Origin of the sequence: Polynucleobacter sp. VK25 (genome assembly GCF_018687355.1) — a bacterium.
In the GTDB taxonomy this organism is placed as follows: domain Bacteria; phylum Pseudomonadota; class Gammaproteobacteria; order Burkholderiales; family Burkholderiaceae; genus Polynucleobacter.
Genome location: NZ_CP061288.1, coordinates 417825 through 433667, shown reverse-complemented (window position 1 = coordinate 433667; position 15843 = coordinate 417825). Strand labels below are relative to the sequence as shown.

Here is a 15843-nt window from a genome sequence, read left to right as displayed (position 1 = left end):
GTACTACTTAGGGATTTCTTAGTGAAACTGCTCTTCTTCAGTAGAACCAGTCAACGCCGTTACAGAAGACTTGCCACCTTGGATAACAGTAGTTACGTCGTCGAAATAACCAGTGCCAACTTCTTGCTGATGTGAAACAAAGGTGTAGCCACGATCACGAGCAGCGAATTCTGGCTCTTGTACTTTCTCAATATAAGCAGTCATACCGCGCTGCATGTAATCTTGAGCCAAGTCGAACATGTTGTACCACATAGAGTGGATACCAGCCAATGTGATGAACTGATACTTGTAACCCATTGCACCTAATTCGCGTTGGAATTTAGCAATCGTTGCGTCGTCTAAGTTTTTCTTCCAGTTGAAAGATGGTGAGCAGTTGTAAGCCAACATCTTGCCCGGGAACTTCGCACGAATTGCTTCAGCAAACTGACGAGCAAACTCAAGGTCAGGTGTACCAGTTTCACACCAAACCATATCAGCGTAAGCAGCATATGCCAATCCACGTGAGATCGCTTGATCCAAGCCCTTACGAGTTTTGTAGAAGCCCTCTGGGGTACGCTCGCCAGTCAAGAATGGCTTATCGTTTGCATCGTAATCAGATGTCAACAAATCAGCAGCTTCCGCGTCAGTACGAGCCAAGATGATGGTGGAAACACCCATCACGTCAGCAGCTAAACGAGCAGAGATCAACTTCTGAACAGATTCAGCAGTAGGCAACAATACTTTGCCGCCCAAGTGACCGCACTTCTTAACAGAAGACAATTGGTCTTCGAAGTGAACGCCAGCAGCACCCTGCTTGATCAATGCCTTACTTAATTCAAATGCATTCAATACACCACCAAAACCAGCTTCCGCATCCGCAACGATTGGAGCGAAATATTCAATATAACCAGCATCGCCTTTATTGATACCTTTAGCTGTTTGAATTTCATCGGCACGTTGGAATGAGTTATTAATACGCTCAACCATTTTAGGAACTGAATCTACTGGATATAAAGATTGGTCTGGGTACATTGCTGCGTATGAGTTACCGTCAGCAGCAACTTGCCAACCTGACAAGTAAATAGCTTGCACACCCGCTTTAACCTGTTGCATTGCTTGACCACCAGTCAAAGCACCTAAACAGTTCACGTAAGCTTCGTTATTTACCAATTCCCAGAGGCGCTCAGCACCATGCTTAGCTAATGTGTGTTCAATCTTCAATGAGCCACGAAGACGCACTACGTCCTCAGCTGTATAGCCACGGGTAATACCTTTCCAGCGTGGATTGGTATCCCAGTCTTTTTGTAGTGCTGCGATTTCTGCTTTGCGATCTGCCATGTTTTTCTCCCTAAGTTAAACAAGTACTTCAAAATTTAAGGACCGTTAAGACCTCTTCAAGTCTTATGTCTTATATAAGAGTTTAGACAGTTCAAAAAAGCAAGCAAGGGAAATTTGAGATATTTTAGAAAATATTTAGTTATTTAAATTCAATAACTTGTATCTATTTTTTTATAATGTGGAATAAATAACCACTGAATGGAATGAAGCTGCAGCACTTATGTTGCACCGCATTTTACGCAGTGTAATGGCGTTTCACATTGTGAAAATATAAGTAGTGATTTGTATCGCTACCTCAAACAGCTTTAGGAGAGAGTCTGGAGGAGACCTTAAACACCGTCGGAATGATCATTAACTGGAACATTGCGATTCCCAAGAACAATGCTTTGGGCAGACCAGCATCCATAAAGAAGCCAAAGATAAACGGACCCACTGCAGCTCCCAAATCAATTCCAGAGTAAACAATTCCGTAGACTCGCCCTGATACACCCTTAGGTGTAGCCGCCTTCACTAATAAGTCGCGTGACGGCGCCACTACACCATAACCAAATCCAAGCGCACAAAATATAAATGGAATGATGGATGGTGAAACCAATCCCGTAGCTAGCAAGATACACATCACAATCGTGATAGATAAACAAGAACTCACAATGCGTTCAGGTGCCCGTAATTTTGCAGCAAGGTAACCGCCAAATAAAACACCGCCAGCGCTACCAAGCGCTAACAAGGTGATGTAATAACTTCCTACATCAATAGGAATTTGATAAATATTAAACAGTGCACTCGGAGCAAATGATTGCAAACTCGATGTAGAGGCCATGCTAAAGAAAAAGAATATCCAACATAACCACACCGCAGGCAGCTTTAAGAAAGCAAACGCACTCTCTGGGCTAGAGCCTGGATTAGCGGCCTGGGTGCTTGCATGGCTTTGCTCACGGCGCTCTTTGACATCATCTAGTAGATAGCTTTTGTTAAGCCAAAGGATCGTCAAAATACAAGCCTCTAACAAAGCTGCAGACAAAAAGGCTATGCGCCAATCACTAAATTGAGCAATTGCAACCATGAAGGCTGGGGCTGCGGCCCACCCTAAATAACCAGTCACACCATGCATTGAATAGGCATATGGAAGATTGGGTGGTGACACCTTGTGATTGATGAGTGTGTAATCCACTGGATGAAAAATACCGTTGCCACATCCCGCTATTACCGCACCCATTAACAGCATGGCGTACCCATTGCTTTGCGAGTAAGTGAGCGCAGCGAGTATTAATAAAGCAATCCCAGAAAATAAAACTGGCCGTGCTCCGATACGGTCCACTAAAAATCCAGAGGTAGCCTGAGCAATACAAGACACAACAAAGAAGACTGACATGAGTAAACCGAGTTCGGCATAACTCAAAGCAAAGGCATCCTTCAACCATGGGAACATGGGCGGAAGCACTAAATGAAAGAAATGGGAGCTGCCGTGAGCCAGGCTAATAAGACCAATAACCCGGACATCACTGGGGCGCCTACTATTCGCAACAGTCATGTACCGAGTTTACTGGCGCAGAAAAATTCCTGCTGAAATACCTTTTTGCAGCTTAGTGGACCTGGCGCGTAAAGCTAAAGTTACCTGCTTTATCAACATCTACAGGTACTACATCCTTAGGTCCGAAGGTGCCCTCCAAAATCATCTTGGAAACGGGATTCTCAATATGCTGCTGAATTGCCCGCTTGAGTGGCCTTGCTCCGAATACAGGATCAAAGCCTACCTCAGCAATCTTATTCAGGGCAGCATCGCTGACCTCAAGCTGCATATCGACCTTCGCCAAACGATCTGACAAGTTTTTAAGTAAGATCTTCGCAATATTGGCAATATTGCCTTTGTCCAAACCATGGAATACGACGATTTCATCAATACGATTCAAGAACTCCGGACGGAAATGATTCTTTAGCTCTTCGAATACCGCTTCTTTGATTTCTGCCTGCTTCTTGTCCACCATTGACTGAATCAAATGTGAACCAATATTACTAGTCATCACAATGACGGTGTTCTTAAAGTCAACAGTGCGACCTTGACCATCCGTTAATCGGCCATCATCCAGTACTTGTAAAAGTACATTGAATACATCTGGATGGGCTTTCTCAATTTCATCAAACAAGATCACGCTATAGGGGTGACGACGAACTTGCTCAGTTAAATAGCCACCCTCTTCATAGCCTACATAGCCAGGAGGCGCGCCGATCAAGCGCGCAACACTATGTTTTTCCATGAACTCGCTCATATCAATGCGAATGAGATGATCTTCGCTATCAAACAAAAAGCCAGCCAGAGCTTTGCACAACTCAGTCTTACCAACACCGGTAGGCCCAAGGAATAAGAAGGATCCATATGGACGATTCTCTTCTGCTAAACCAGCACGGGAACGACGGATCGCATCTGATACTGCGCGGATAGCCTCCTCCTGACCAACTACACGTTTATGCAGAAGCTCTTCCATCTTGAGCAACTTATCACGCTCACCCTGCATCATCTTGGATACCGGAATACCCGTCGCACGAGAAACCACCTCAGCAATTTCTTCCGCGCCAACTTGGGTGCGTAGCAATTTGTTTTTTACTACGCCATCTTTACTGCCTTTAGCCTCAGCTGCAGCAGCAGATTTGAGCTTAGCCTCAAGCTCAGGCAGCTTGCCGTACTGCAACTCAGCAACTTGCTCTAACTTGCCGTCACGCTGTAGCTTTGCAATATCTGCTTTCACCTTTTCAATCTCTTCTTTCAGATTGGCGGCACCAAGGACGGCACCCTTCTCTGCTTTCCAGATTTCTTCCAAGTCAGCATACTCAGCACCCAGGCGCTTGATCTCTTCCTCAATCAGGGCTAGACGTTTTTGAGAGGCTTCGTCTTTTTCTTTCTTTACTGCTTCGCGCTCAATCTTCAATTGAATGAGACGACGCTCTAGCTTATCCATTACCTCAGGCTTGGAGTCAATCTCCATCCGAATACGGGAACCAGCCTCATCAATGAGATCAATAGCTTTATCTGGCAAGAAACGATCGGTAATGTAGCGATGTGATAACTCCGCAGCAGCTACGATTGCAGGATCGGTGATCTCGATACCATGGTGAAGCTCATAGCGCTCCTGTAAACCACGCAAGATCGCAATCGTTGCCTCAACACTAGGCTCTTCCACCATGACTTTTTGGAAACGACGCTCCAGCGCAGGATCTTTTTCTATGTACTTGCGATACTCATCCAAGGTCGTTGCACCGATGCAATGTAATTCGCCGCGAGCCAAGGCAGGCTTGAGCATATTGCCAGCGTCCATTGCGCCATCACCCTTACCAGCCCCAACCATCGTATGAATCTCATCAATAAAGATAATCGTTTGACCTTCGTCTTTCGCAACATCGCTCAGAACTGCTTTGAGGCGCTCCTCGAACTCACCGCGATACTTGGCACCAGCCAGTAGCAAGGCCATATCCAAGACCAAGACACGCTTGTTCTTGAGAGTCTCAGGCACTTCACCATTGACGATGCGCTGTGCTAAGCCTTCAACGATGGCAGTCTTACCCACACCAGGCTCACCAATAAGAACCGGGTTATTTTTACCGCGACGTTGCAAGATCTGAATAGTGCGACGAATCTCATCGTCACGACCAATCACTGGATCAAGCTTACCCATACGAGCACGCTCAGTTAAATCTACTGTGTATTTCTTTAAGGCTTCACGTTGGCCTTCAGCATCTGCACTATTCACTGATTCTCCTCCGCGCACTAAATCAATAGCCGCTTCTAACGATTTACGATTTAATCCATTCTCACGAGCCACTTTTCCGAGCTCGCCTTTGTCATCAGCCACCACCAGCAAAAACAACTCACCAGCGATAAATTGGTCATTGCGTTTATTGGCTTCTTTTTCACAAAGGTTAAGCCAATTACTTAAATCACGACCAACCTGAACCTCTCCGCTGGTGCCCTGCACCTCAGGAAGATTGCTGATGATCTTTTCTACGCCCTTTTCCAAGCCGGCGACATTGACACCCGCTCTAGTAAGCAAACTCTTTGCGCCACCATCAGAATCACGCAACATTGCCAGCAACACGTGGGCCGGCTCAATATATTGGTTATCTTTGGCTAAAGCGATACTTTGGGCCTCACTTAAGGCCTCTTGAAACTTAGTAGTTAATTTATCTATTCTCATTTTTTAAGTCCTATCTACTTCATCTATTTTTTACAAATATCTATCTATAGAATATAGGGGCATTCTTGTTAATTTCAAGTCTGTTAGACCTCTTTTTAAGCGAATTTATCCCTATTTTGACCTGGCTTGTTTACCTTCTAGAGTGCTCTGATGGCAGCTATTACGCTGGCATCACGAACCGCCTTGAGCATCGCCTAGAGGCCCATAATTCAGGACAAGGTGCTCGCTATACCAGAGCTCGCAGACCAGTCATCCTTTTGGCAACGCAAGAGCACCCCGACCGATCTGAAGCCTCTAAGGCAGAGGCTAAGCTTAAGAAATTACCTAGAGCTGAAAAACTAGGATTTTTTGCGTCTTAGCACCCAGATGCAGTTGCGGTTGGAACGCTCACACTATTAGTGCCAGGCAAACTAGACCAGGCAGAGTTAGATGAGGTTACGGGCAGCATATAAGCCCAATGCGTAAGACCAGCTGTGCCATTGCCGGTTGACATCTGCATCAAAAATGCAGGTTGACCACTAGATGTAGTTAACTGCCCAGACCCAACGGTTAGAGATGATCCATAGAAGCCAATAGATACCGAATTATTGGCTGTTACAGATCCCACAATAGTTGATGCAGACCAAGTAGCGCCATTATTGGTGCTAGCAAAAGAGCAACCCAATAAAAATCCCTGATTTACAGAAGTGAAGTGCCAAACTGTTTGATCATTTACAGCAGTTGTTTTTGGATTACCCGAAGAGCTATAGGCATAGGCCAGCAAATAATCCGTTGGCACATACCAATACGTATCCACAAAGGCAGAAAGATCTTTTGTGGCCAAAGTAGACGGGGTTGATTGTGCTTGCACACCATCGCCAGCACCACAACCAGATAGACCCACCGCAGAAAGTATCAACATGCACAACAAGAGCTTTCTTGCTGCGGTGTTCATTATTTTTCCCATTTAGACAGTGCTGCATCATCAGCTACACGGGCATCAACCCAACGCGCTCCCTCAGGGGTATCTTCTTTTTTCCAGAAAGGTGCGGCTGTTTTCAGGTAGTCCATGATGAACTCACAAGCGGAAAATGCTTCGCCTCTGTGTGCGCTAGTAACAGCCACTAAAACGATTTGATCCTCGGGCAACAAAGGCCCTACCCGATGAATTACTAAAGTTTGATAGATATCCCAGCGGGCTTTGGCTTGATCCAGAATTTCCTGGAGCGCTTTTTCAGTCATGCCGGGGTAATGCTCGAGTGTCATGCCTTTTACTTGGCTACCATCATTCATGTCGCGAACAGTGCCCAAGAAAGAAACCACTGCGCCAACCCGTGGATCACCTTTACGGAGTGCTGCTATTTCAGCACTGACATCAAAATCGCTTTCTTGGATTTTGATCGGCATATCAGCCTCCGGTCACTGGCGGAAAGAAGGCTACTTCAGCACCGTCTTGCAATGAAGTACTCGCATCAACCATCTGCTGATTCAATGCACAACGTAAAACTTTGCCCTCTGCCAAGACTTCTGCCCAGGGACTGCCACGCTCAATAAGGTGTTCCCTAAGATCGGCAATGGTTTTAATTGCTGCAGGAATGGTGATGCTTTCTTGTGAAACACCAAGTGCTTCACGCAGAGAAGCAAAGAATCGTAATTCGAGTTTCATGAGCTAATCGTAAACCGATTATTTAAGTAACGCATCAAAGGGGATGTACTTCACTAAATCTCCAGCCTTAATTGGCTGGTTGGGTGGGCAATCCACCAAACCATCGCCCCAAGAAGCGCTAGTGAGCACACCAGAGCTTTGGTTCGGGAATAAATCTAAGCCGCCGTTACTATTGAGTTTGACGCGCAAGAACTCATTACGACGATCTGCTTTTAACCAATCAAAATCAGCACGCATGAAATAGGATTGTGGGATCTTAGCTTCGCGGCCTTGTAATTTCAGAATGAAGGGACGGACGAATAACAAGAAAGTAACAAAGCTAGAAACTGGATTACCAGGCAAGCCAATAAACCAGGCCTCACCATCTTTAGGCTCATCTGATTTACGAACTGCACCAAAAGCCAACGGCTTACCAGGCTTAATGGAAATCTGCCAAAGATCCAATCTTCCTTCGGCAGTCACCGCAGGCTTAATGTGATCTTCTTCGCCAACCGATACGCCACCAGAAGTAATAATCAAATCATGATCTTTGCTGGCTTTACGTAATGCTGCACGTGTTGCATCTAAGCGGTCTGGAACAATACCTAAATCGGTTGCGTCACAACCTAGAGACTTGAGGCAGGCCAATAAAGTATCGCGATTGGAGTTGTAAATGCCACCTGGCTTTAAGGGCTCACCTGGAAGTGCTAACTCATCGCCAGTGAAAAATGCAGCTACCTTAACGCGACGCTTCACGTTTAAGTGAGTCAATCCAGCTGAAGCAGCAACACCTAATTCTTGGGGACGCAAGAATGTGCCCGCGGTTAAACAAGTCTTACCAGCTGTTAAATCTTCGCCCCTGCGACGGATCCATTGACCTATTACTGGAGCACTATTTACAGTGACTTGATCAACCGGGGCTTCTACTGAGCAATCTTCTTGCATGACTACTGCATCAGCGCCGGGAGGAACGGGTGCACCAGTAAAAATTCTGGCGACAGTACCTGGCTCCAATTGAACACCCATAGAGCCAGCTGGAATACGTTGGGCAATCTTGAGAATACTTCCGGCAGTTTGGGTATCCGCAGTACGTACGGCATAACCATCCATCGAAGTGTTATCTAATGGGGGCACATCAACCAGGCTATTGACGTTTTCAGAAAGCACGCGACCTAAAGCGGCCTGCATAGCAACCTGCTCGCTCTCACCAACTACTTGAGCATGCGAAAGCAGATGGTCTAAAGCCTGCTGCGCGGTCAACATTGGTGGCTTAGTCATAGGATGATCTTGATTGCTTCAATTGTTGTGGGTTAAAAATTAACCCAGATGCATTGTGATGAAATCTTTTACTTGATTTACATCTGCATCGATATTCTCTACGCGCTGTGGCTTGGACTTAATGTCTTTGAAAGCTGGCGGACATTCTGCAGGGCGGCCTAAAGCAATCTCAATCGTTTCTTCAAACTTAATTGGAAGCGCTGTCTCAAGCACAATCATCGGAATACCAACCTGCAAATGTTCACGAGCTACTTTTACGCCATCAGCGGTATGCGTATCAATCATGACGCCGTAGCGTTTATCAATGTCGCGAATAGTTTCTAGGCGATTTTCATGAGTGCTGCGGCCAGATTGGAAGCCGTATTTACCAAGCTCTTTAAAGACCGCGTCTTTTGAGATATCAAAGCCACCTGCTTCATCAACCTGCTTAAACATAGCGGCAGTAGCCTTGCCATCTTTACCCATGAAATCAAATACAAAGCGCTCAAAGTTACTCGCTTTGGAGATATCCATCGAAGGGCTAGATGTATGTAAAGTTTCTGCTGACTTGCGCGCACGATATACACCAGTACGGAAAAACTCATCCAGTACATCATTCTCGTTTGTAGCGGCAATTAAATGCTCAATAGGCAAGCCCATCATACGAGCAACGTGGCCCGCACAGATATTGCCAAAGTTGCCCGAAGGAACTGTGAATGAGACTTTCTCATTACTAGACTTCGTTGCTAGGAGGTAGCCCTGGAAGTAATACACCACTTGAGCAACTACTCGACCCCAGTTAATAGAATTCACTGTGCCAATTTGGCTCTTCGCTTTGAAGGCGTGATCATTGCTTACAGCCTTAACAATATCTTGGCAGTCATCAAAAACGCCAGCAACTGCTAAGTTAAAAATATTGGGGTCTTGCAACGAATACATTTGCGCCGACTGGAAGGCGCTCATCTTGCCACGGGGTGAAAGCATGAATACCTTCACGCCCTCTTTGCCACGCATGGCGTATTCAGCGGCACTACCCGTATCACCAGAAGTCGCGCCCAAAATATTGAGCTGCTGACCTTTTTTCTTAAGAGCATATTCAAACAGATTGCCAAGCAACTGCATCGCCATATCTTTGAAGGCCAATGTTGGGCCATTTGAAAGGCTCAATAAACCAATACGTGTGCCATGCTCTTCGCCCAGCCAATGGATCGGCGTAATGTCTTTTGCATTATCTTGAGGGCGACCATTGCAGTACACCTGCTCGGTATAAGTTTTGCGCAATAGCGCACGCAAATCAGCCTCAGGAATATCATCGCAATACAGACTCAACACTTCATAAGCTAAATCAGCATATGACAAGCCACGCCATGAATCCAGTTGTGCAGCAGTAACTTTTGGATACTGAGTAGGCAAATACAAGCCGCCATCAGGCGCCAATCCACCCAACAAAATTTCTAAAAAGGATTGTTGTGGGCTATTGCCACGAGTAGATTGGTAACGCATGTGTTTTGCTGAGTTTTACTTAAGACAGATTTTCTAAACGGATCTTAACCACTTCGCCCGCAACAGTTTTGAGAGCTTGAATCTCTTTGATGGCTGCAAGCATGTTCTTTTCTTTGGTTTCGTGAGTCAGGGCCACCAAATCTGTTTGACTCTCGCCCTCATCAGCCTCTTTTTGCAAGAGCGCATCGATTGAAACACCATGTGACGCCAAGATCTTCGTGATGTCAGCCAATACGCCAGCTTGATCAGCTACACGCAAACGCAAATAGTAACTAGTAGTGATCTCACCAATCGGCAATACCGGCGTGTCATGAACGGCATCTGGTTGGAAGGCCAAGTAAGGAACACGGTGCTCAGCATCTGCACTAAGCAAGCGCGTGATATCCACCAAGTCTGCAATCACCGCTGAAGCGGTTGGCTCCGAGCCAGCGCCTTTGCCGTAATACAAAGTAGTTCCAACAGCATCACCAAATACCTGAACGGCATTCATAGCGCCTTCAACGTTTGCAATCAAACGCTTAGAAGGAATTAAGGTTGGGTGCACGCGCAACTCAACACCTGTTGACGTTTTCTTAGCGATGCCAAGTAACTTGATGCGATAACCCAATTGCTCTGCGTATTTGATATCAATCGCATCCAATTTAGTAATGCCTTCAATGTGTGCTTTTTCAAACTGCATTGGAATACCAAATGCAATCGCACTCATGATGGTGGCTTTATGCGCAGCATCAACTCCTTCGATATCGAAAGTAGGATCCGCTTCTGCGTAACCCAAACGTTGCGCTTCTTTAAGAACGGTTCCGAAATCCAAACCTTTATCACGCATCTCTGACAAGATGAAATTGGTTGTGCCGTTAATAATGCCGGCAATCCATTCGATGCGGTTAGCAGTTAAACCTTCACGCAAAGCTTTAATAATGGGGATACCGCCTGCAACGGCAGCTTCAAAGGCCACCATCACGCCTTTAGCGTGCGCCGCTTTAAAGATCTCATTGCCGTGTACTGCGATCAATGCCTTGTTAGCTGTGACTACATGCTTGCCAGCGGCGATAGCTTCGAGAACTAAATCTTTAGCGATACCGTAACCACCGATTAACTCAACAACAATATCGATCTCTGGGTTATTAATCACTGCACGTGCATCATTGACTACTTGTGCGCGATCTTTAACCAACTCCTTGGCGCGCTCTACATTTAAATCAGCAACTGTATTAATCCGAATACCGCGCCCAGCACGACGAGTAATCTCATCCTGGTTACGCTCGAGAACAGTGAATACGCCACCACCAACGGTGCCAATGCCTAACAGACCTACTTGAATCGGTTTCATGATGCCTTTGCTGCAGTTGAAGAGGCCTTACGGCTGTGTTTATTACGATAACGCTCCAGAAAACGTGCAAGGCGGCTAATAGCTTCCTTAAGCACATCTTCGTGAGGCAAGAACACTACACGGAAGTGGTCAGGTTTTCCCCAGTTAAAACCAGAGCCCTGCACTAACAATACTTTTTCTTCTTTCAAAAGATCGGCAACAAACTGTTGATCATCTTCAATTGGATAAATTTCAGGATCAAGCCTTGGGAATAAATACAAAGCCGATTTTGGTTTCACGCAAGTGACGCCCGGAATATCAGTAATCAGTTTCCAAGCCAGATCACGTTGCTTTGCAAGACGGCCGCCCTCGCCTACCAAGTCATTAATACTTTGATATCCACCTAGCGCAGTTTGAATTGCATACTGACCTGGCACGTTTGCACACAAGCGCATAGAGGCCAACATATTTAAGCCCTCGATGTAGTCGCGTACCATTTCTTTATCGCCTGAAACCACCATCCAGCCTGCGCGGTAGCCGCATGAACGGTAATTCTTAGATAGGCCATTAAAGGTAATGGTGACAACGTCAGTGGATAAAGATGCCAGAGAGATATGCTTCTCTGCGTCATACAGCATCTTGTCGTAAATCTCATCTGCAAACAAAATCAAACCGTGTTCGCGAGCAATATTCGTTAACTCAAGCAAAACTTCTTTTGAGTAAATAGCGCCAGTCGGATTATTCGGATTAATCACCACAATCGCTTTAGTGCGAGGTGTAATTTTTTTGCGCAGATCATTTAAGTCTGGCGCCCAATCTTTGGATTCATCACAAAGATAGTGAACCGGTGTACCGCTCGATAAACTGACTGCAGCAGTCCATAGCGGGTAATCTGGGGTTGGAACCAACACCTCGTCGCCATCATTTAAGAGTGCGTTCATTGAAAGCACGATGAGTTCTGATACACCATTGCCGGTATAGACATCATCCAAGGTGACTCCCTGAATGCCTTTTTCCTGGCAGTACTGCATGATGGCCTTACGAGCAGCAAAGATTCCTTTGGAATCGGAATAGGCTGAGGCATTACTTAAATTGCGAATCATGTCCAACTGAATCTCTTCAGGAGGATCAAAACCGAAAACCCCTACGTTTCCGATGTTTAATTTGATGATTTTGTGACCCTCTTCCTCCATGCGCTGAGCAAGCTCGAGCACTGGTCCACGTATGTCATAACAGACGTTATCGAGCTTTTGGGACTTTCGGATCGGTTTCACAATAAATTTAAGGGTAAGTTCTTGAAATATGAGAAAAAACAGCTAGCTATAATCCACATAATTATGACAGAGACTCCACTTGAAGCTTCAATCTGACCCCCACTCCGGAGCGAATACGATCACCGGCTACGGCGATGGCTACGTAGAGATCAATAAGACTCCTTACGCCCATGCTGTTGTCCTCAGTTCGGACGGCGCCATCTCCAATTGGCCAGTGAAGGGATTTGAAGACTTAGAAGTCAATAATTTCTCACAACTCGTTGATTTAAAACCAGAATTAATCCTCATTGGGACCGGTAGCCGCCAGCGTTTTCCGAAACCAGAGCTACTGAAAGCATTGATTTCCGCCAAAATTGGCTTTGAAATCATGAGTTCTCAGGCTGCTTGCAGAACATACAACATCCTGGTGGGCGAAGGACGTCAAGTTCTATTGGCCCTGATTGTGGAGCCCGTTTAATGCAATTTGGCCAAATTCGGCAGTCATCAGCCCTCCATCCGGGCAAGATTTTGCTGCTATTCGTCATTTATGCCTTGTTGTGGTTTGGCACCCTCAATTACCGCCATCTCATTCCATCAGACGAGGGGCGCTACGCAGAAATCGCCCGAGAAATGTTAGTCACTGGTGACTGGATTACACCGCGTTACAACGGCTACAAGTATTTTGAAAAACCACCCTTACAAGCCTGGGCAACTGCTGCCGCCTTTCAAGTATTTGGCATCGGCGATTGGCAAGCAAGACTTTGGACTGCGTTAACGGGCTTTCTCACGATTGTTTTAGTTGGGTTTACTGGCGCTCGAATTTATAACGCTAGAGCAGGATGGTTAGCGGCCCTTGTGTTGGCTTCAAGTCCGATGTGGGTTATTAGCGGCCACTTCAATTCTCTGGATATGGGGCTCTCTGCTTTTTTAGTTGCTGCACTATGTAGTCTGCTGCTTGCGCAAAGTTCTCATAACAAAAATAGTTGTCGTAATTGGATGTGGGCTTGCTGGACCTTCATGGCATTGGCAACTTTGTCCAAGGGTGTGATTGGTGCAGCAATTCCTGCCATGGTTTTTGTTGCTTACTCCATTAGCACTTGGGATTGGAAAATTTGGACTCGCTTACGTTTATTTAGCGGCAGCATTTTGTTCTTAGCAATCACAGCGCCATGGTTTGTATTAGTCGCGCAACGCAATCCCGAATTCTTAGAGTTTTTCTTTATTCACGAACATCTGCAACGCTTCACACAAGACGCACACAGCAGAACAGGCCCCATTTATTACTTTGTGCCGCTCCTACTGATTGGGATTCTTCCTTGGATCTTCCAAGTTCCTGGAGCGATTGCCCAGGCGTGGAGCGAGCGTCGTCGCGAGTTTTCTGCTGGATGGTTATTAGTCTGTTGGTTTGTGGTGATCTTTGCATTCTTTAGTGTCTCTCGCTCCAAGTTGCCCGGCTACATCATTCCTGTTTTTCCGGCGCTTGCTTTAATCATTGGCAATCGTTTAGATCGCTTACTCGGTCCCACCAACACTATGGCATTGCCATGGAAATTACAAACACTTGGATTTGCGCTGCTCGGATGTATTGGGTTTTTCTTTTTGGATGCCATCGGCAAACAAGCAAGACCTGACGAAATTGAAGCGTATGCGCAATACACCTATTGGGTGATTGCTGCGTTAATTGCGCTAGTGAGTTTTAGTGCTTACGCTGCATGGCAAAGTAAACGCAATGGCATGCAAAGCATTGTGAGTTTTGCTTGTGGATTTTTTCTGTGCGCCATCATCGCTGGAACCGGTCATGAGACTTTAGGTCGCGCTGTCTCTGGTATCGATTTAGTTGAGCGAGTAAAGGCTTCCATTCCTGAGAAAGTGAATTTCTATTCAGTGCGTCTTTTAGATCACACCGTGCCCTTCTATTTAGGTCGAACCATGATCATGGTGGAATCTCCTGATGAACTCGAGTTTGGGGTTAATCAAGAACCCACGCTTTGGATGCCGACCTTAGACGCCTTTATTGCCCGCTGGCAAGAAGATCTAACAGCCTACGCTTTAATGGTTCCAGAGCAATTTGATGCGCTCAAGACCCAGAACTTCCCTATGCAGGAAGTCGATCGCGACTCTCGCAGAGTGATTGTGAAACATCCGGATGCATCGAACGTAACGCAGTAACGCAGTGAAGTAATATAAGAAACATCATGTCAAACAGCCCCACATTCATCCCCTTTACACGCCCCAGCTTTAATCAAGAAACGATTGATGCTGTTTCAGAAGTATTGCGTTCGGGTTGGGTGACATCGGGTCCCAAATTGGCAGAGTTTGAAGCGACCCTAAGTGAATATTTTGGTGGCCGTCCAGTACGCTGTTTTGCCAACGGCACCGCAACTATGAAGATTGCCTTGCAAGTTGCAGGCATTGGTCCTGGCGATGAAGTCATTACTACACCGATTTCCTGGGTAGCAACTTCCAATGTCATCTTGAGTGTTGGTGCAAAACCAGTATTTGTGGATGTTGATCCAGTCACACGCAATATTGATTTAAATAAAGTTGCTACTGCAGTCACGCCAAAGACACGCGCAATCATGCCCGTCTATTTAGCTGGTCTGCCGGTGAATATGGATCAACTCTATTCCATCGCCAAACAACACAATCTTCGCGTGATTGAAGATGCTGCACAAGCCTTTGGCTCGCTGTGGCAAGGCAAGAAGATTGGTAGCTTTGGTGACCTAGTGAGCTTCAGCTTTCAGGCCAACAAGAATCTCACCACTATTGAGGGCGGCTGTCTTGTACTCAATAACGCTGATGAGGCAAAACTTGCTGAGAAATTCCGCCTGCAGGGATTAACCCGTCACGGCATGGATGGCATGGATGTTGATGTATTGGGCGGCAAAGACAACTTGACTGATGTAAATGCAGCTATTGGTCTCGAACAACTAAAACAACTCCCCTCTTATCAATCTCGTCGTGGTGCGCTTGCTCGCCAATACTTTGATGTCATTCGTGCTGAATTGAAATCTACTGGATTAGAAAGTTTGAAACTAGAGCTTCCAGTGGAAAACTTTACCGATAGCAACTGGCACATGTTTCAAGTCATCTTGCCGCTTGAGCAGTTAAATACCGATCGCGCCCAAGTCATGGCCGAGTTAAAAGATTTGGGCATTGGTACTGGCGTTCATTACCCCGCTATTACTGGGTTCACGCTTTATAAAAACCAAGGTTACAAAACATCTGACACGCCAATCGCCGAACGCATTGGTCGATCTATCCTCACCCTCCCCCTGTTTCCTGCAATGACAGATGAGGATATTGGCCGCATAGCCACGGGATTGGTCGGAATTTTGCAGAAATACCGCAAAAACTAGTGTTCTTGGGTTAATCCCAGAGAATCAGGCAAAA

Annotated in this window: 14 protein-coding genes; 4 read left to right on the top strand and 10 right to left on the bottom strand. The window is 46.0% G+C overall.

The window, feature by feature from the left end:
- Positions 1–18: 18 nt before the first annotated feature.
- The 3 genes from aceA to clpB form a co-directional block, all read right to left on the bottom strand.
- The gene (gene aceA / locus AOC21_RS02390) at positions 19–1317 is read right to left on the bottom strand and encodes an isocitrate lyase (RefSeq protein ID WP_072583092.1); all 1299 of its coding nucleotides are present in this window, start codon (positions 1315–1317) and stop codon (positions 19–21) included.
- Positions 1318–1612: 295 nt separating this feature from the next.
- Positions 1613–2848: an MFS transporter gene (locus AOC21_RS02385; protein ID WP_215392209.1), complete on the bottom strand. Its 1236-nt coding sequence runs from the start codon at positions 2846–2848 to the stop codon at positions 1613–1615.
- 52 nt (positions 2849–2900) lie between these two features.
- On the bottom strand, positions 2901–5504 hold the full coding sequence (clpB, locus tag AOC21_RS02380; protein ID WP_215392208.1) for an ATP-dependent chaperone ClpB: 2604 nt from the start codon (positions 5502–5504) through the stop codon (positions 2901–2903).
- 116 nt (positions 5505–5620) lie between these two features.
- Between clpB and AOC21_RS02375 the strand changes: the two genes are divergently transcribed.
- Positions 5621–5863 carry a GIY-YIG nuclease family protein gene (locus tag AOC21_RS02375; protein ID WP_215392207.1) on the top strand — a complete coding sequence of 81 codons (243 nt, stop codon included), beginning with the start codon at positions 5621–5623 and terminating at the stop codon, positions 5861–5863.
- Here the strand turns inward: AOC21_RS02375 and AOC21_RS02370 are convergent.
- Genes AOC21_RS02370 through AOC21_RS02340 form a run of 7 tightly spaced genes read right to left on the bottom strand, consistent with a single transcriptional unit; the run spans position 5860 to position 12471 of the window.
- On the bottom strand, positions 5860–6438 hold the full coding sequence (locus AOC21_RS02370) for a hypothetical protein (RefSeq protein ID WP_215392206.1): 579 nt from the start codon (positions 6436–6438) through the stop codon (positions 5860–5862). The two genes, AOC21_RS02375 and AOC21_RS02370, sit on opposite strands and share 4 nt — an antisense overlap.
- Entirely contained in the window at positions 6438–6890 is a 453-nt protein-coding gene (gene moaE, locus AOC21_RS02365; RefSeq protein ID WP_215392205.1) for a molybdopterin synthase catalytic subunit MoaE, read from the bottom strand. Before moaE ends, AOC21_RS02370 begins: the two co-directional genes overlap by 1 nt.
- A gap of 1 nt (position 6891) precedes the next feature.
- Positions 6892–7149, bottom strand: coding sequence for a molybdopterin converting factor subunit 1 (moaD, locus tag AOC21_RS02360; RefSeq protein WP_215392204.1), 258 nt, complete (start codon positions 7147–7149; stop codon positions 6892–6894).
- Between the two features lie 18 nt (positions 7150–7167).
- The gene (gene glp, locus AOC21_RS02355; RefSeq protein WP_215392727.1) at positions 7168–8391 is read right to left on the bottom strand and encodes a gephyrin-like molybdotransferase Glp; all 1224 of its coding nucleotides are present in this window, start codon (positions 8389–8391) and stop codon (positions 7168–7170) included.
- 54 nt (positions 8392–8445) lie between these two features.
- Positions 8446–9888 carry a threonine synthase gene (gene thrC / locus AOC21_RS02350; protein WP_215392203.1) on the bottom strand — a complete coding sequence of 481 codons (1443 nt, stop codon included), beginning with the start codon at positions 9886–9888 and terminating at the stop codon, positions 8446–8448.
- A gap of 19 nt (positions 9889–9907) precedes the next feature.
- Positions 9908–11218 carry a homoserine dehydrogenase gene (locus AOC21_RS02345; RefSeq protein ID WP_215348583.1) on the bottom strand — a complete coding sequence of 437 codons (1311 nt, stop codon included), beginning with the start codon at positions 11216–11218 and terminating at the stop codon, positions 9908–9910.
- A complete protein-coding gene (locus tag AOC21_RS02340) occupies positions 11215–12471 on the bottom strand; it encodes a pyridoxal phosphate-dependent aminotransferase (RefSeq protein ID WP_215392202.1) in 1257 nt (418 codons plus the stop codon). The genes AOC21_RS02345 and AOC21_RS02340 overlap by 4 nt, the downstream gene beginning before the upstream one ends.
- A 79-nt stretch (positions 12472–12550) precedes the next feature.
- Between AOC21_RS02340 and AOC21_RS02335 the strand changes: the two genes are divergently transcribed.
- The 3 genes from AOC21_RS02335 to AOC21_RS02325 are packed head-to-tail and all read left to right on the top strand — an operon-like array spanning position 12551 to position 15809.
- Positions 12551–12928, top strand: a complete 378-nt coding sequence (locus AOC21_RS02335; RefSeq protein ID WP_215392201.1) for an Mth938-like domain-containing protein — start codon at positions 12551–12553, stop codon at positions 12926–12928.
- On the top strand, positions 12928–14619 hold the full coding sequence (locus AOC21_RS02330; protein WP_215392200.1) for a glycosyltransferase family 39 protein: 1692 nt from the start codon (positions 12928–12930) through the stop codon (positions 14617–14619). The genes AOC21_RS02335 and AOC21_RS02330 overlap by 1 nt, the downstream gene beginning before the upstream one ends.
- A gap of 26 nt (positions 14620–14645) precedes the next feature.
- Positions 14646–15809: a DegT/DnrJ/EryC1/StrS aminotransferase family protein gene (locus AOC21_RS02325; RefSeq protein ID WP_215392199.1), complete on the top strand. Its 1164-nt coding sequence runs from the start codon at positions 14646–14648 to the stop codon at positions 15807–15809.
- Positions 15810–15843 lie beyond the last annotated feature (34 nt).